The sequence below is a fragment of the Nocardioides sp. LHG3406-4 genome (assembly GCF_049897745.1).
In the GTDB taxonomy this organism is placed as follows: domain Bacteria; phylum Actinomycetota; class Actinomycetes; order Propionibacteriales; family Nocardioidaceae; genus Nocardioides.
The window spans coordinates 1,127,990-1,143,429 of record NZ_JAFCWV010000002.1 but is presented as its reverse complement, the minus strand read 5'-3'; the positions used below and the strand labels follow the sequence as shown (position 1 = coordinate 1,143,429).

Below are 15,440 nucleotides of genomic sequence, written 5' to 3'. Positions count from 1 at the left end.
CTATGCTTGGCCGAGTGCCCTCCCTCCACCTGCTCCCCGGCGTGCGGTGGCGTGACGCGACGATCCCCGGTGAGCGCCTCGCAGCCCTGCTGTCGGCGCTGGCCACCAGCCCGGCGGGAGTCTCCGACCAGAGCCTCGTCGACGGGATCTGGGCCGACGACCCTCCGGCCAACCCGACCAAGGCTCTCCAGGTCCTGGTCTCCCGGGTGCGGGCCGTCTGTGGCGCGGAGGTCGTCGTGCGGTACGACGGCGGCTACCGGCTCGCGCTGGGCGACGAGGACGTCGACGCCTGGCTGCTGCGCCGGCTGACGCGCGACGCCGAGGTGGCCATGGCCGCCGGTGAACCTACGGCGGTGGACCTCGTCGAGCGGGCCTGCCTCCTGGCGAGCTCGGCTGCCGATGCCGGGGGCGACGCGGGGCCGCGTGCGGACCTGCTCGCGCAGGTCCACGCCCTGGTGCCCCGACTGGTGCGGCTGCGCGGCCTCGCCCTGGTCGCGGCGGGACGTCCCGCTGAGGCCGTGGCGCCGCTGACCGAGGCCCACACGATCGCGCCCGACGACAGCCCGGTGCTCGTCGCGCTGCTGCGGGCCGAGGCCGCGACGGTCGGCGCGTCGGCGGCGCTGCACCGGTACGCCGCCTACCGCAACGACCTTGCCGAGCGGCTGGGTGTCGACCCCGATCCCGCTCTGCAGCGGCTCCACCGGGAGCTGCTCTCGGCCGACGACCCGGTGCGCACGGGTCTCCGCTACGACGCCGACCCGCTCCTCGGCCGGGAGGACGACCTGGCCCGGCTGCGGGCGGCCATGTCGACCGGGCGGCTGACCACGATCCTCGGACCCGGTGGGCTCGGCAAGACGAGGATCGCGCACGTGCTCGCGCAGGAGTCGACCGTGCCGCGAGTGCACGTGGTCGAGCTGGTCGGTGTCGCGTCGGGCGACGACGTGGTGGCTGAGGTCGGCGCTGCCCTGGGCGTGCGCGGCTCGGTGACCTCCCGGCACGCGCTCACGCCGGCTCAGCAGGCCGACGTTCGCGGCCGGATCGCTCAGGAGCTCGACGTCGGGCCGGTGCTCCTGATCCTCGACAACTGCGAGCACGTGCTCGAGACGGTCGCCTCCCTGGTGGCCTTCCTCCTGGTCACCGCGCGAGACCTGCGCGTGCTGACCACGAGCCGGGCGCCGCTTCGCATCGGCGCCGAGCGCGTCGTACCCCTCACCCAGCTGGCGCCCCACGACGCCGCCGACCTGTTCTGCCGGCGCGGCCTGGCCGTGCGGCCCGACGCCGACCTCGACGACGCGACGGTCACCGCCGTCGTCGACCGGCTCGACGGGCTGCCGCTGGCGATCGAGCTCGCCGCCGCCCGGCTGCGCACGATGTCGGTCGCGGAGGTGCGCCGCCGACTCGACGACCGCTTCGAGCTGCTGCGCAGCCGCGACCGCGGGGCCCCCGAGAGGCACCGGACGCTCACCGCGGTCATCGAGTGGTCGTGGGACCTGCTGTCGGAGCGAGAGCAGCGCGCCCTGGCCTGGCTCTCGGTCTTCCACGACGGCTTCGACCTCGACGCGGCCGAGAGCGTCCTGGGCGCTGGGGCCGTCGACGACGTGGAGGCCCTGGTCGACCAGTCGCTGCTGGTGGTCGCTGAGACGTCCGGCACGACGAGGCTCCGGGCGCTGGAGACGATCCGCGAGTTCGCCGCCCTGCGCCTGCACGAAGCCGGCCAGGTCCACGACGCCCGTGCCGCCCAGGACGCCTGGGCGGCCGCGCTGGCCAACCGGCACGCCGCGGTCTTCGTCACCGACGAGCAGTTCGAGTCCATCGACGCGCTGCTCCGGGAGGAGAACAACCTCAGCGACGTCCTGCGCCGGGCCCTGGGCCGCGGCGACAGCGAGCTGGTCGCGCGGCTGGTGTCGGTGCTGGGCAGCCTGTGGACCATCACCGGCAACCACGCGCGGGTGTTCTCCGTCGCCGACGCGGCGATCGACGCGCTGGTCGACTGGGATCCGCCGGCGCACCTGGTGAGTGCCGCGCACGAGGCGGCGGCGATGCTGATCATCCACCTGAGCTGGATCCCCAGCCGGCCCTACGACGAGCTGGTCTCGGCCATGGCCCGGTGGGGTGAGCCGTGCACGCCTTGGGGACGTGCGGCGTACGCGATGTTCGCGACCGGGGGCGGCGACGTCGTCGCGCGCCTGGAGGCCCAGGCGGTCGGCGCGGGGGACCCGATGGTGGGAGGAATGCTCTTCATGTGGGCCGCGCTCTCGGCCGAGAACGCCGGCGACGTCGGGAGGGCGGCCGACTTCGCCCGCCGTGGCCTCGCCCTGGGCGAGCTGACGCCGTACCTCGACGCGTCGCTGCACGCCGAGCTGTCCCAGCTCGCGATGATGCTGGGTGACCATCGCGCTGCGGCTCGGCACGCCGAGAAGGCCTGGCCGATCATGATGCGGTTGCACGCGGTCGACGACGCTCGCACCCTGCGCATCTCGACGGCGCTGTGGCCGCTCATCGACGGCGACCTCGTCGCCTGTGAGCGCATCCTCGACGAGGTCGCCGCCATCTCCGACGGCGTCCAGACGGGCTCACGGATGGCGCTGACGGCTGCGCGGGCCGAGGTCGCGCTGTCCCGCGGCGACGTCGAGACCGCGCTGCGCACCTTCGACGAGGCCCTCGCGGTGGTCGCCGACGTCGAGGTGCCGGGTCTCGGGATGACGCCGTGGGTGCTGCTCGCCGCTGGTGGTGCCCTCGTCGCGCGGGTGCACCACGTCTCCGGGACGACCGATGCCCGGGCCGACGAGCTGCGGGACGTGCTCGTCGAGGGCAGCGGCTTCCTCGACCGAGGCGCCCTGACCCTCACCGACCTGCCGCTCAACGGCGTGCTCGTCGTGGCGCTGGGAGCCTGGGCCCTGCGGTTCGGCGCCGAGGAGACCTACGACGACGCGGTGACCCTCCTGGCGACGGCGAAGCGCTGGGCCTACAACCGCAGCTTCCCGACCATGGCGTGGGCGCCGCTGGCCGAGCTCGCCGAGACCCGGCGTCCCGGCCGGCTCGCCGTACTCCACGAGGAGTACGCCGGCCGACCGGGCGCCGAGCTCGTGCCCGGGGTGGAGAAGGCGCTGTCGCGGCTCACATCTTCTTGGTGAACCCCCGCACCGAGAGCGGTGCGAAGATCGCGATGACCGCCAGGCAGCCGAGGAGGGCCCAGCCGACCTCCGCCGTCACGGCGCCGTCGTTGGCGAGGTCGCGGATCGCGCTGATGATGTGGGAGACCGGGTTGATGTCGGCGAACGCCTGCAACCACCCCGGCATCGTGTCGGTGGGCACGAACGCGTTGGACAGGAAGGTCAGCGGGAACATCACCATGAGGGAGATGCCCTGCACGGCCTGCGCGCTGGAGCCGACGGTGCCGAACCAGGTGAAGATCCACGCCAGCGACCAGCCGGCGACGATCGCGAGCAGGATGGCGGCCGCGACGCCGACCACGCCGCCGCCGGGGCGGTAGCCCATCGCGATGCCGGTGGCGAACGTCAGCGTGGCCGCGATGAAGTACCGGATCATGTCGGCCACCATCGGCCCGGCCAGCGGCGCGATCCGCGAGATCGGCAGCACCTTGAACCGGTCGAACACGCCCTTGTCCATGTCCTCGCGCAGCTGGGTGCCGGTCGCGACGCACGCGGTGAGGACGGTCTGCCCGATCAGGCCGGGGATCAGCAGCGGCAGGTAGTTGTCGACGCTGCCCGAGATCGCGCCGCCGAAGATGCCGGCGAACATCGCGGTGAACAGCAGCGGCTGGATCGTGACGTCGAAGAACTGCTCGAAGTTGCGGCGCATCTTCAAGGTGGCGCGCCAGGCCATCGTCATCGTCTGGCCGACGGTGTCGGCCAGGCTGACGTGGCGCGGCAGGGCAGCCGGGTCCACGCGGCCGTGCAGGGGCTGGGTCGTGGCGGTCATCGGACGGCCTCCATCTCGGTCTCGGTCGAGCTGCCGGGGTCGCCCGGGTGGGGGTCGGCGGCGGGATCGGCGGCGGCCCCGGCATCGGACCCGGTGTCGTGCCCCGTCAAGGCCATGAAGACCTCGTCGAGAGACGGCTTCTGGACGTTCAGCGAGTCGATGGCCACGCCCTCCGCGCGGAGGGCGACCAGCACGTCGACGGCCTGGTCGCTGCGTTCGAGGGCGATGTTGAGCCGCCGGGCCTCCGGAGTCGGGACGGCTTCCTCGCCCAGCAGCCGGTGCGCGATCCGGGCCGCGTCGGGCAGCCGGTCCGGGTCGGTGACGGTGAGCTGGAGCGTCGACCGGCCGACGGAGGACTTGAGCTCGTCGGAGGTGCCCTGCGCGACCATGGTGCCGCGGTCGATCACCGCGATCCGGTCGGCCAGCTGGTCGGCCTCGTCGAGGTACTGCGTGGTCAGCAGCACCGTGCAGCCGTCGGCCACCAGCTCGCGGATCGTCTCCCACATCTGGCCGCGGGTGCGGGGGTCGAGCCCGGTCGTGGGCTCGTCCAGGAAGATCAGCGGCGGCCGGGTGATCAGGCTCGCGGCCAGGTCGAGGCGCCGCCGCATGCCGCCGGAGAACTGCTTGATCGGCTTCTTCGCGGCCTCCTCGAGGCCGAACTGCTCCAGCAGCCGGGTGGCCGTCGCGGCGGCCCGCTGTCTGTCGAGCCCCTGCAGGCGGCCGAAGAGGACGAGGTTCTCCGTCGCGGTGAGCAGCTCGTCGACCGACGCGTACTGGCCCGTGACGCCAAGCAGCTGGCGGACCACGTGCGGCTCTCGGCGTACGTCGACCCCGAAGATCTGTGCCTCGCCGGCGTCGATGGGGAGCAGGGTGGCGAGCATCTTGAGGGTGGTGGTCTTGCCTGCTCCGTTGGGCCCCAGCACGCCGAAGACCTCGCCGCGGCGGATCTCCAGGTCGATGCCGTCGACGGCCCGCATGTCGCCGAAGCTCTTGACGAGCCCGTGCGCCGAGACGGCCGGCGCGGAGGTGTCGGAATCGGTTGGGTTCATGGTGGGAGCGTGCCCGCTCGCGGTTTCACGGGGCCTTCACCGGGGCTTCACAGGGCCTTCAGCCGGCCGCGGCGTCGTACACAGGTCTGTCCACAAACTGTCCACAGGGCGGCGACGGCTGTGCACGCAAGCGGGGCCGACTGAACAGATTTCCCTTCGTGGCGTGGGGTTTCCCCCGCCGTCTTGTTGACCGTCGGAGGTGGGCATAGGGTCGCGCAGGCGGAGCAGCGACAGGGCGCCAAGTCGTCGTGTCGACATGTCGGGTGGAACAGCGAGAGGTGCACGAGATGAGCGGTGACGGGTCGTACGCTGGGTATCCCGGCCAGGGCAGCAGTGCTTCCGAGATGCCGCCGTTGCTTCGACCATCCGTCCCGCCGATCTCCCCTGGAGCTGACAGCCCCGTGAGCGACCCGATCCCGTTCGACCGGTCCCCGACGGTGCCTGAGACCGAGCCTGAGACTGAGACTGGGAGTGGGCCTGCCCGGGCGGTCGAGCTGGGTCCCACCGGACGTCCGATGCCGGTGCTCCCGGAGCCGACGGCGATCACCCAGCACGGCAACGCGCGGGTCGTCTCGATGTGCAACCAGAAGGGTGGGGTCGGCAAGACCACGACCACCATCAACCTCGGCGCGGCCCTCGCGGAGCACGGTCGCAGGGTGCTGCTGGTCGACTTCGACCCGCAGGGCTCCCTGTCGGTCGGGCTCGGCCTCAACCCGCACGAGATGGACCTGACGATCTACAACCTGCTCATGGAGCGCGACGTCGCGATCGAGGACGTCGTGGTGCCCTCGGGGGTCCCCGGGATGGACCTGCTCCCCTCCAACATCGACCTGTCGGCTGCCGAGGTGCAGCTGGTGCACGAGGTCGCCCGAGAGCAGACCCTGCAGCGCGTGCTGGCGCCGGCGATCGAGAAGTACGACGTCATCCTGATCGACTGCCAGCCGTCCCTGGGGCTGCTCACCGTCAACGCGCTGACCGCCTCCGACGGCGTGATCGTGCCGCTGGAGTGCGAGTACTTCGCGCTGCGCGGTGTCGCCCTGCTCAAGACCACCATCGACAAGGTGCGCGAGCGGCTCAACCCCAAGCTCGAGATCGACGGCGTGCTCGGCACCATGTTCGACGGCCGCACCCTGCACAGCCGCGAGGTCATGGACCGGTTGGTGCAGGCGTGGGGCGACACCGTCTTCCACACCGTGATCCGGCGCACCGTGAAGTTCTCCGACGCGACCGTGGCCGGTGAGCCGATCACGTCGTACGCCTCCGCCTCCACCGGCGCCGACCACTACCGGATGCTGGCCAAGGAGGTGCTCGCCCGATGGCGCGACGAGTGAGCCTGCCGCGGGCAGACGACCTCTTCCGTCCCACCGCTCCCGGTGCCGCCGAGGCGGGGAAGTCCGTCCGGGCCGTGCCCGACTCGGCCCACGGCGACGAGGAGTCGACCGACCCGGCGACGGGCCCGCGCAGGCCGAGCGGCCGGGTGCGCCACGACGAGAAGATGACGGTCTACGTCACCTCCGACGAGCTGCTCGACATCGAGCACACGCGCCTGTCGCTGCGTCGTGCGCACGGGCTGGCGGTCGACCGGGGCCGGCTCGTCCGTGAGGCGATCTCGCTGATCCTGGCCGACTTCGAGGAGCACGGCGACAACAGCGCCCTGGTGCAACGGCTGACCGAGCAGTGACCCACCCGTGAGGGGAGAACAGGTCGATGACCGAGCTCGCCACCGCTGATCCGGAGACCGCAGCGGCGGCCGGTTTCGAGGTGCGGCTCGACAACTTCGAGGGCCCGTTCGATCTGCTGCTGAGCCTGATCTCCAAGCACAAGCTCGACATCACCGAGGTGTCGCTGTCGCGGGTCACCGACGAGTTCATCGCGCACGTCAGGGCCGCCGGGCCGACGTGGGAGCTCGAGCAGACGACGTCGTTCCTGCTCGTCGCCGCCACCCTGCTCGACCTCAAGGCCGCCCGGCTGCTGCCGCAGGGCGACGTGGAGGACGAGGAGGACCTCGCGCTGCTGGAGGCCCGAGACCTGCTGTTCGCACGGCTCCTCCAGTACCGCGCCTTCAAGCAGGTCGCGCGGGTGCTCGAGACCCGGCTGGCCGAGGAGTCGCGGCGCCACCCCCGGGTGGTCGGCCTCGAGGACCGCTTCGCCACCCTGCTGCCCGAGGTGCTGATCGGCATCGGCCTGGAGCAGTTCGCGCAGCTGGCCGCGAAGGCGATGGAGCCCAAGCCGGTGCTCGAGGTGTCGCTCCAGCACATCCATGCCGCCAAGGTCAGCGTCCGCGAGCAGGCCGCGCTGATGGTCGACCGGCTGCGCCGCGGCGGCACGATGACCTTCCGTGCGCTGTGCGGTGACTCCCCGGACCGGCTCACCACGGTCGCGCGGTTCCTGTCGCTGCTCGAGCTCTTCCGCGAGGGCGCGGTGTCCTTCGACCAGGTCACGCCTCTGGGCGAGCTGAGCGTGCGCTGGACCGGCGCCGAGGACGGCGACATCGAGATCACCGACGAGTTCGACGGGGCACCAGCTGACGACCAGGCCGCAGACGCGACCGAGCAGGCCCAGGACGAGGAGCAGCAGTGAGCCAGGAAGCCACCCCCGGAACCGTCGACACCCTCGACACCCTCGATGTGGCGATGGCCGACCTTCGGCCGTCCCTCGAGGCGATCCTGATGGTCGCCGACCAGGCCCTCGACAAGGTGACGCTCGCGTCCGCAGTCGGCCACCCGGTCGACGCTGTCGAGGAGGCGCTGACCGACCTTGCCCGCGAGTACGACGAACAGCGCCGCGGCTTCGAGCTGCGTGCCGTGGCCGGCGGCTGGCGGTTCTACACCCGCGACGACTACGCCGGCGTGGTCGAGACGTTCGTGCTCGAGGGCCAGCAGGCCCGGCTCACCCAGGCCGCGCTCGAGACGCTCGCCGTGGTCGCCTACAAGCAGCCGATCTCCCGGGCCCGCGTCTCGGCGGTCCGCGGGGTCAACGTGGACGGCGTGATGCGCACCCTGCTCACCCGCGGGCTGGTCGAGGAGGCCGGGCAGGATCACGAGACGGGGGCCAATCTCTACCGCACGACGGCCTACTTCCTCGAGCGCATCGGCATCAGCTCCCTCGACGAGCTGCCCGACCTGGCGCCGTACCTGCCCGACATGGACGACCTCGAGGACGAGCTGGTCGCCATGTCCTCCAGCACGCCGGAGCCTCCCGCCGAGCCCGATCCCGGCCCTGTGCCGGAGCCCGACGCGGAGCCGGACGCCGAGCCCGCGCACGGGCACCCCGCCCCCCACAGCGGCGACGGCACCGAGCCCGACGCCGGCACCGAGATCGGCTGACGGGTGACGGAATCAGGGGACGAGCCCGGCATCCAGACCGACGACGACGGCCTGATCCGGCTCCAGAAGCTGCTGGCCCAGTCGGGGGTCGCCTCCCGTCGCAAGTGCGAGGAGCTGATGCTCGGAGGTCTGGTCGAGGTCGACGGCGAGGTCGTCACGCGGCTCGGCACCAAGGTCGACCCGCGCACGGCGGTGATCCGGGTCGACGGCAAGCGGCTGCCGCCCATCTCGGCGCACGTCTACCTCGTCCTCAACAAGCCGCGCGGTGTCGTCTCGACGATGTCGGACCCCGAGGGCCGGCGCACCCTCGCCGACCTGGTCGCCGACCGCCCCGAGCGGCTCTTCCACGTGGGCCGGCTCGACACCGACACCTCGGGCCTCATCCTGCTCACCAACGACGGCGACTTCGCCCACCAGATGGCGCACCCTTCACACGAGGTCGACAAGACCTACGTCGCGGAGGTGGACGGCGAGGTCTCCAAGGCCACGCTCGCCCAGCTGCGCGCCGGGGTCACCCTCGACGACGGGCCGGTGGAGGTCTCGCGGGTGAAGGTCCTCGAGGCGGGGCGGGGTGACGCGCAGGGCCGTGCCATCGTCGAGCTGGTGATCCACGAGGGGCGCAACCGGATCGTGCGCCGGCTGCTCGACCACGTCGGGCATCCTGTACGCCGCCTCACCCGCACGCGGTTCGGCCCGGTCGACCTGACCGGCTTGAAGCCCGGCGACCTGCGGCACCTGACGACCGACGAGCTCGGGTCGCTGCTCGACACCGCCCAGCTCTGACGCCGATCAGGGCTCCGGGTCGGCCTCGACGGCGAACCGACGAGCGAGCGCTCGGGTGATCTCGTACTGGCGCACCAGGAACGCCTGCTCGTCGAGCCGCTTGCGCCGCAGCCAACCGGTGACCTCGTCGTTGCACTTGCTGGCATTGCACGAGCCGCAGGCCGGCGCGATGTTGTCGAGGGTGTAGCGCCCGCCTCGGGAGAGCGCCAGCACGCAGTCGCGCTGCACCGGCCGGTCGGTGGCGCCGCAGTAGGCGCACCCGCCCCACGCGGCCTTGAGCGCGACCCACTGCTCGTCACTGAGATCGTGCTCGACGCTGTCCATCCGGCGCTTGCGACGACGGGCGATCCGGCTCTTGCGACTGCGGGCGACCGCCATCGCACCAGCCTAGGGGTCGTCCGCCCGGGATCGGCGTTGATCCACGGGTGCCCGGCCGCCGGACGGCGTACCGTCGAAGGCGTGGACACGACGACCCACCTGGCTCCGCCGGTGCCCGAGGCGCTGCGGGCGTACGTGCTCGGCATTGTGGGCTACGACTTGGAGATGCCGGGACCGGGCGTCCACCTCGGGCTGCCGTCGACGAGCGTGACCTTCGTGCTGCCCATCGACGAGCCGCTCGACATCGGCTGGCGTGAGGTGCCCGGCTCCCGTGGACGCCGGTGGTCGACGGTCTCCGGCCTGCACACGGGTCCTGCCGAGATCCACTACGGCGACCGCCAGGCCGGAATGCAGCTCGCCCTGAGCCCGCTCGGTGCGCGGGCCCTGCTGGGTCTGCCCGCTGCCGCCGTCGCGGGGGAGATGCTCACCCTCGACGAGCTGCCCTCCGCGTTGGCTGACCTGCCGGAGCGACTGGCCGGCTGCCGGGACTGGCCGACCCGGTTCGCGCTCGTGCGGCAGCGACTGGCCGTCGTCCTGGCGCGCCACGGCACGCCGGCGGTGCGCGACGAGGTCGGGTGGGCGCTGGCCGCGCTCACGCGAGGGGCGACCGTACAACGGGTGGCCGACGACGTCGGCCTGAGCAGGCGCCACCTCGGCACCCTGGTGCGGGCGGAGTGCGGGGTGTCGCCGAAGGAGTTCCACCGGATCGCGCGCTTCGACGCCAGCAAGACCCGGCTGGTGGCGGCCGCCCGTGCCGGTCGGCCGTCGCTCGCCTCCCTGGCCACCGCCAGCGGGTACGCCGACCAGGCCCACCTGACGCGCGAGTGGCGGGCCCTGGCCGGGTGCACACCGACCCGGTGGTTGCGCGAGGAGTTCCCATTCGTGCAAGACCTGGCGGGGTCGGAGGGGGAACCCTGAGGCCATGACTGCATCCGACGTACGACTCTGGCACAGCATGAGCTTCGACGACGCCGACGCGATGACGACGTGGCTGGCAGCGGTCGGGTTCACCGAGCACGCGACGTACCGCGACGAGGCCGGGAGGATCGCGCACGCCGAGTGGCTCTGGCCGGGCGGCGGCGGGCTCATGTTCGGAGACAGTCGCGGCGAGGGAGGCGCCCTCGAGGGCATGGGGCCGGCCGCGGCGTACCTCGTCTGCGACGACCCCGACTCAGTCTTCGACGCCGCCGTGGGGGCCGGAGCGACCGTTCAGCGCCCGATGGTCGACCAGGACTACGGAGGCCGCGGCGGGACCGTGCTCGACCCCGAGGGCAACCACTGGTCGGTGGGCAGCTACCAGCCGTCCTGAGACGCGGCGTCCTGCCCGCATCCGGCGTCGCTAGCCTTGCAGTGTCAACGGACGACGGAGGGCGGGCGACATGGCGGTACGAGCGGTGCGAGGGGCGACACAGCTCGATGTGGACACCCGCGAGCACATGCTCGACCGGGTGGCCGAGATGGTGCAGGACGTCCTGGACGTCAACGGCCTGACCGCCGACGACTTCATCTCGGTGATCTTCACCGCCACCTCCGACCTGGTCGCCGAGTTCCCGGCGTACGCCGCCCGCCAGCTGGGCTTCGCCGACGTGCCGCTGCTGTGTGCGCGCGAGCTCGAGATCGAGGGCTCGATGCCCCGGGTGGTGCGGCTGCTCGCCCACGTGGAGACCGACCTGCCGCGGGGCGACATCACCCACGTCTACCTGCACGGCGCCGCCAACTTGCGGCGCGACCTGGCCCGCACCCATGCCGTGCCGGACGACGACTCCGACGGGTCGTCCGCGTGAGCCTCACGGGACCTGTCGAGGTGGTCGGTGTCGGCCTGCTCGGCACCTCCGTGGCGCTCGCGTGCCGTCGTGCCGGCCTCGAGGTGCTGCTGACCGACGTGTCTCCCGAGCACCTGCGCACCGCCTCAGGGCTGGGCGCCGGTCGCCCCCGAGTCGACGCGGACCTGCCGCAGCTGGTCGTGGTCGCCGTGCCACCCGATCACCTCGGCGCCGCGGTCACCGAGGCCCTCATCCGCACCGACGCGGTCGTCACCGATGTCGGCAGCGTCAAGCAGGCGCCGCTGCGGGCCGTGCTCTCCGCGGGCGAAGCCGTCGACGCCGCGCGCTACGTCGGATCGCACCCGATGGCGGGCAGCGAGCGCTCCGGTCCGCTGGCGGCCAGCGCGGCGCTCTTCGACGGCCGGCCGTGGGCGGTCGTGCCCCACGAGGGCTCGCGCCCGGACGCGATCGCGCTCGTCGACGAGCTGGCCGCCGTCTGCGGCGCGGCCACCGTGCGCCTCTCGCCGGCCGACCACGACCGGGCAGTGGCACGGACGTCCCACCTGCCGCACCTGGCGGCCGTGCTCGTCGCGGGACGCCTCGCCGACGCACCCGCCGACCACCTCGCGCTGTCCGGGCAGGGACTGCGAGACGTCACCCGGGTCGCCGGCAGCGACCCAGGGCTCTGGGAGCAGATCGTCTCGGCCAACGACCGGGCCGTGCTCGGGGTGCTGGGGGAGTTGCGCGAGCAGCTCGACACGCTCATCGCGGCCCTGGACTCCGGCGAGCGACCCGGCCTGCACGACGTACTCACCCGCGGGGTGGCCGGCACCCGGGCGATCCCCGGCAAGCACGGTGGGCCGGTGCGACCCATGGGTGCGGTCTTCGTCGCGGTGCCCGACCATCCGGGAGAGCTGGCACGGCTCTTCGCCGACGCCGGCGCGAGCGACGTGAACATCGAGGACGTCCACATCGACCACGACCCGGCGCGACCGGTGGGCCTGGTCGAGCTCGTGGTCGAGGAGGCGCGCGCAGAGCACCTGCTGACGTCCTTGGAATCGAGAGGCTGGGTGACCCACAGGTAGGCTGCGGGCTGCGCCGGAGTCCCGGCGTTCTCCTTGCCACCCCGCTGCGCCGAAGGATGGGTCACCCGTGAGCACCACGCCGGTCGAGACACGTCCGCTGCGCGCGTCCACGGGCCTGGTCGTCGCGATCGACGGCCCGTCCGGCTCCGGCAAGTCGAGTACGTCGCGCGCCGTCGCCGCTCGGCTCGGCCTGCGCTACCTCGACACCGGCGCGATGTTCCGCGGGCTCACCTGGTGGCTGCTCCGCGAGGGTGTCGACGTCCACGACGCGTCCGCGGTCGCCGACCGGGCCGGCGAGCCGGAGATCCTGTCGGGCACCGATCCGCTCGGCCCCACGGTCGTGGTCGCCGGCGTCGACGTCTCGCTTGCCATCCGCTCCGACGACGTCACCTCGGCGGTCAGCCCGGTGAGCGCCGTCCCGGCGGTGCGGAGCCGGTTGCTCGAGCTGCAGCGCGCGGTCATCGGTGCCGGCGGGATCGTCGTCGAGGGCCGTGACATCGGCTCGGTGGTCGCGCCGGGCGCCCAGGTCAAGGTGTACCTCACCGCCGACCCCGCGGCCCGTGCCGAGCGCCGGGCAGCGGAGGAGGGCGGCAGCGACGTCGCCGCCACCCGTCAGTCGCTGCTCGCACGCGACAAGATCGACTCCGGCCGGGCCGTCGCCCCGCTGGTGATGGCTGACGGAGCCACCCACATCGACACCACGCCGTACACGCTCGACGAGGTCGTCGACCAGGTCGTCGCTCTGGTGAAGGCGGTCGGGGAGCGCGCGTGAGCGGCCTCGACTTCCACCTCGACGCCACCGCGCATCCCCGCCGCGCGCTGTTGCGCTGTGGCCGACCACAGACCCGGTGGCTGATGGGCCGGCGCTGGGCGGTGCGTGTCACCGGCGCCGAGCAGGTGCCGTCGTCCGGGCCGATCGTCGTCGCTGCCAACCACATCGGCGTCCTGGACGGACCGATGCTCGCGATCTTCACTCCCCGGCCGGTGCATGCGCTGACCAAGAAGGAGATCTTCACCGGGCGGATGGGTCGCCTCCTCCGGGCGACGGGGCAGATCCCGGTCGACCGGTACGCCGCCGACCCGGGCGCCGTGAAGACGAGCCTGCGCGTGCTGCGTGACGGCGGAGCGGTGGGCATCTTTCCCGAGGGCGCTCGGGGTGCCGGCGACCTGCAACGGTTCCACCACGGGGCGGCCTACCTGGCGCTGGTCACGGGCGCCCCGGTGATCCCGGTGACCTTCGTCGGCACGCGCACGGCCGGTGGCCACACCGACTACGTGCCGCCACGCGGGTCCAGTATCGACATGGCTTTCGGCATCCCCTGGCACGTCGTGGCACAGCCTTGGCCGCGCACGCGGGAACAGGTCCTGCATGCCTCGGCGTTGCTCCTGCAGCACATGCGCGAGACCCAGCAGCGCGCACTCGCCCACATCGGGCGCCCCCTGCCGGGACCCCTCCCGGCCACCGAACGAGAACTGGACCCCCCGACGGGGTTCGTCGAACGAGGAGCAACATGAGCGACGACATGCCCGGATACGAGCTGTCCGGGTCCGACGGGTCCGAAAGCGAGGACGTCACGGGTCCGGTTCCCGTGCTGGCCATCGTGGGCCGCCCCAACGTCGGCAAGTCGACGCTGGTCAACCGGATCATCGGCCGCCGCGCCGCTGTCGTGGAGGATCGGCCGGGCGTCACGCGCGACCGGGTGTCCTACGACGCGACGTGGAACGGCCGGGCCTTCACCGTCGTCGACACCGGCGGCTGGGACCCCGACGCCCGCGGACTCGCGCAGAGCATCGCCGCGCAGGCGGAGGTGGCCGTCAGCCTCGCCGACGCCGTGCTCTTCGTCGTCGACGCCAACGTGGGCATCACCGACTCCGACGAGGCGGTCGTCAAGATCCTGCGCAGGTCGGGCAAGCCGGTCGTGCTGGCCGCCAACAAGGTCGACGACCAGCGGGCCGAGGCCGAGGCCCACGGCCTCTGGAACCTCGGGCTGGGGGAGCCCATCCCGGTGTCGGCGCTCCACGGGCGCGGTTCCGGTGACCTTCTCGACGCCGTGCTCGACGCGCTGCCTGAGACGCCGCCGGAGACCTTCGGGGTGGTCGGCGGGCCGCGGCGGATCGCGATCGTGGGCAAGCCGAACGTCGGCAAGTCGTCGCTGCTCAACAAGCTCGCCGGGTCGGAGCGGGTCGTCGTCGACAACGTCGCGGGCACCACCGTCGACCCCGTCGACGAGCTGATCGAGCTGGGCGGCAAGACCTGGCGCTTCATCGACACCGCGGGCATCCGCAAGCGGGTCAAGGAGGCGTCGGGCCACGAGTACTACGCCTCGTTGCGCACCACGACCGCCATCGACCGTGCCGAGGTGGCCGTGCTGGTGCTCGACGGCGGTGAGACCGTCTCCGAGCAGGACATGCGGATCATCCAGACGATCCGCGACGCCGGCCGGGCCATGGTCATCGCCTTCAACAAGTGGGACCTGGTCGACGAGGAGCGTCGCTACTACCTGGAGCGCGAGATCGAGCGGGACCTGGTGCAGGTGCAGTGGGCGCCGCGGATCAACATCACCGCGCGCACCGGGTGGCACGTCGACCGGCTGGTGCCGGCTCTGGAGAAGGCGCTCGAGGGCTGGGAGACCCGGATCTCGACCGGATCGCTCAACACCTTCCTCGGGCGACTGGTGGCCGAGCACCCGCACCCGGTGCGGTCGGGCAAGCAGGCCAAGATCCTGTTCGCCACCCAGCCGTCGACGGCTCCGCCGACCTTCGTGCTGTTCACCAGCGGCAAGCTGGACGCGTCGTACGAGAGGTACATCGAGCGGCGGCTGCGCGAGCAGTTCGGCTTCGCAGGCACCCCGATCGTCATCCAGCAGCGCCCGCGCGAGAAGCGCAAGCGCTGAGGGTCACTGCGACGGCTCGGGGACGTTGGGCGCCTTGCACTTCACCTTCGGGTTGACCCCGAAGTAGTTGAGCGGCCCGGCCACGATCGTCAGCGCGATGTTGCTCGCCTCGGCGCAGTTGGTGTCGTTGTCGGTGAAGTAGTCGCGCTGGTACGCCGCCAGGGCGCCGATGACGAGCCAGACGACGATGAGCAACGCCAGAATTCGGGTCATGCCCCGA

The 15,440-nt window shown here is 72.3% G+C and carries 17 protein-coding genes; 13 read left to right on the top strand and 4 right to left on the bottom strand.

The window, feature by feature from the left end; all coding sequences use genetic code 11:
• Nucleotides 1-14 precede the first annotated feature (14 nt).
• Nucleotides 15-3,134, top strand: a complete 3,120-nt coding sequence (locus ACP7BP_RS11620) for an ATP-binding protein (protein WP_426244755.1) — start codon at nucleotides 15-17, stop codon at nucleotides 3,132-3,134.
• Here the strand turns inward: ACP7BP_RS11620 and ACP7BP_RS11615 are convergent.
• Both ACP7BP_RS11615 and ACP7BP_RS11610 read right to left on the bottom strand, forming a co-directional pair.
• On the bottom strand, nucleotides 3,118-3,942 hold the full coding sequence (locus tag ACP7BP_RS11615; protein ID WP_426244754.1) for an ABC transporter permease: 825 nt from the start codon (nucleotides 3,940-3,942) through the stop codon (nucleotides 3,118-3,120). The two genes, ACP7BP_RS11620 and ACP7BP_RS11615, sit on opposite strands and share 17 nt — an antisense overlap.
• Nucleotides 3,939-4,991: an ATP-binding cassette domain-containing protein gene (locus ACP7BP_RS11610; RefSeq protein WP_426244753.1), complete on the bottom strand. Its 1,053-nt coding sequence runs from the start codon at nucleotides 4,989-4,991 to the stop codon at nucleotides 3,939-3,941. Before ACP7BP_RS11610 ends, ACP7BP_RS11615 begins: the two co-directional genes overlap by 4 nt.
• A gap of 437 nt (nucleotides 4,992-5,428) precedes the next feature.
• Between ACP7BP_RS11610 and ACP7BP_RS11605 the strand changes: the two genes are divergently transcribed.
• Genes ACP7BP_RS11605 through ACP7BP_RS11585 form a run of 5 tightly spaced genes read left to right on the top strand, consistent with a single transcriptional unit; the run spans nucleotide 5,429 to nucleotide 9,100 of the window.
• Entirely contained in the window at nucleotides 5,429-6,322 is an 894-nt protein-coding gene (locus ACP7BP_RS11605; protein ID WP_426244796.1) for a ParA family protein, read from the top strand.
• Nucleotides 6,307-6,672, top strand: coding sequence for a hypothetical protein (locus ACP7BP_RS11600; RefSeq protein ID WP_426244752.1), 366 nt, complete (start codon nucleotides 6,307-6,309; stop codon nucleotides 6,670-6,672). Before ACP7BP_RS11605 ends, ACP7BP_RS11600 begins: the two co-directional genes overlap by 16 nt.
• 26 nt (nucleotides 6,673-6,698) lie before the next feature.
• A complete protein-coding gene (locus ACP7BP_RS11595; protein WP_426244751.1) occupies nucleotides 6,699-7,571 on the top strand; it encodes a segregation and condensation protein A in 873 nt (290 codons plus the stop codon).
• A gap of 53 nt (nucleotides 7,572-7,624) precedes the next feature.
• Nucleotides 7,625-8,317: an SMC-Scp complex subunit ScpB gene (gene scpB, locus ACP7BP_RS11590; RefSeq protein ID WP_426244795.1), complete on the top strand. Its 693-nt coding sequence runs from the start codon at nucleotides 7,625-7,627 to the stop codon at nucleotides 8,315-8,317.
• 3 nt (nucleotides 8,318-8,320) lie between these two features.
• The gene (locus ACP7BP_RS11585; RefSeq protein ID WP_426244750.1) at nucleotides 8,321-9,100 is read left to right on the top strand and encodes a pseudouridine synthase; all 780 of its coding nucleotides are present in this window, start codon (nucleotides 8,321-8,323) and stop codon (nucleotides 9,098-9,100) included.
• Between the two features lie 6 nt (nucleotides 9,101-9,106).
• Here ACP7BP_RS11585 and ACP7BP_RS11580 read toward each other — a convergent pair whose 3' ends face one another.
• A complete protein-coding gene (locus ACP7BP_RS11580; RefSeq protein ID WP_426244749.1) occupies nucleotides 9,107-9,478 on the bottom strand; it encodes an HNH endonuclease in 372 nt (123 codons plus the stop codon).
• A gap of 81 nt (nucleotides 9,479-9,559) precedes the next feature.
• Here ACP7BP_RS11580 and ACP7BP_RS11575 point away from each other — a divergent pair, with 81 nt between their 5' ends.
• From ACP7BP_RS11575 to der, 7 genes are all read left to right on the top strand, one after another.
• Nucleotides 9,560-10,396 (top strand): helix-turn-helix domain-containing protein, encoded by an 837-nt coding sequence (locus ACP7BP_RS11575; RefSeq protein ID WP_426244748.1) that lies wholly within the window; start codon nucleotides 9,560-9,562, stop codon nucleotides 10,394-10,396.
• Between the two features lie 4 nt (nucleotides 10,397-10,400).
• Nucleotides 10,401-10,787, top strand: coding sequence for a VOC family protein (locus ACP7BP_RS11570; RefSeq protein WP_426244747.1), 387 nt, complete (start codon nucleotides 10,401-10,403; stop codon nucleotides 10,785-10,787).
• Nucleotides 10,788-10,857: 70 nt separating this feature from the next.
• Entirely contained in the window at nucleotides 10,858-11,262 is a 405-nt protein-coding gene (gene aroH, locus ACP7BP_RS11565; RefSeq protein WP_426244746.1) for a chorismate mutase, read from the top strand.
• The gene (locus tag ACP7BP_RS11560) at nucleotides 11,259-12,326 is read left to right on the top strand and encodes a prephenate dehydrogenase (RefSeq protein WP_426244745.1); all 1,068 of its coding nucleotides are present in this window, start codon (nucleotides 11,259-11,261) and stop codon (nucleotides 12,324-12,326) included. Before aroH ends, ACP7BP_RS11560 begins: the two co-directional genes overlap by 4 nt.
• 67 nt (nucleotides 12,327-12,393) lie before the next feature.
• Nucleotides 12,394-13,098 (top strand): (d)CMP kinase, encoded by a 705-nt coding sequence (cmk, locus tag ACP7BP_RS11555; protein WP_426244744.1) that lies wholly within the window; start codon nucleotides 12,394-12,396, stop codon nucleotides 13,096-13,098.
• Complete coding sequence (locus ACP7BP_RS11550) at nucleotides 13,095-13,841, top strand: lysophospholipid acyltransferase family protein (protein ID WP_426244743.1); 747 nt, start codon at nucleotides 13,095-13,097, stop codon at nucleotides 13,839-13,841. Before cmk ends, ACP7BP_RS11550 begins: the two co-directional genes overlap by 4 nt.
• Nucleotides 13,838-15,220, top strand: a complete 1,383-nt coding sequence (gene der, locus ACP7BP_RS11545) for a ribosome biogenesis GTPase Der (protein WP_426244742.1) — start codon at nucleotides 13,838-13,840, stop codon at nucleotides 15,218-15,220. The genes ACP7BP_RS11550 and der overlap by 4 nt, the downstream gene beginning before the upstream one ends.
• Before the next feature lie 3 nt (nucleotides 15,221-15,223).
• Here der and ACP7BP_RS11540 read toward each other — a convergent pair whose 3' ends face one another.
• The gene (locus ACP7BP_RS11540; protein WP_426244741.1) at nucleotides 15,224-15,433 is read right to left on the bottom strand and encodes a hypothetical protein; all 210 of its coding nucleotides are present in this window, start codon (nucleotides 15,431-15,433) and stop codon (nucleotides 15,224-15,226) included.
• Nucleotides 15,434-15,440 lie beyond the last annotated feature (7 nt).

Bases quoted from the DNA above. Each gene is read 5' to 3' on its own strand.
- ACP7BP_RS11615 (WP_426244754.1), bottom strand. From the start codon at position 3,942: ATGACCGCCACGACCCAGCCCCTGCACGGCCGCGTGGACCCGGCTGCC.
- ACP7BP_RS11610 (WP_426244753.1), bottom strand. From the start codon at position 4,991: ATGAACCCAACCGATTCCGACACCTCCGCGCCGGCCGTCTCGGCGCAC.
- ACP7BP_RS11600 (WP_426244752.1), top strand. From the start codon at position 6,307: ATGGCGCGACGAGTGAGCCTGCCGCGGGCAGACGACCTCTTCCGTCCC.
- ACP7BP_RS11595 (WP_426244751.1), top strand. From the start codon at position 6,699: ATGACCGAGCTCGCCACCGCTGATCCGGAGACCGCAGCGGCGGCCGGT.
- scpB (WP_426244795.1), top strand. From the start codon at position 7,625: ATGGCCGACCTTCGGCCGTCCCTCGAGGCGATCCTGATGGTCGCCGAC.
- ACP7BP_RS11580 (WP_426244749.1), bottom strand. From the start codon at position 9,478: ATGGCGGTCGCCCGCAGTCGCAAGAGCCGGATCGCCCGTCGTCGCAAG.
- ACP7BP_RS11570 (WP_426244747.1), top strand. From the start codon at position 10,401: ATGACTGCATCCGACGTACGACTCTGGCACAGCATGAGCTTCGACGAC.
- aroH (WP_426244746.1), top strand. From the start codon at position 10,858: ATGGCGGTACGAGCGGTGCGAGGGGCGACACAGCTCGATGTGGACACC.
- der (WP_426244742.1), top strand. From the start codon at position 13,838: ATGAGCGACGACATGCCCGGATACGAGCTGTCCGGGTCCGACGGGTCC.
- ACP7BP_RS11540 (WP_426244741.1), bottom strand. From the start codon at position 15,433: ATGACCCGAATTCTGGCGTTGCTCATCGTCGTCTGGCTCGTCATCGGC.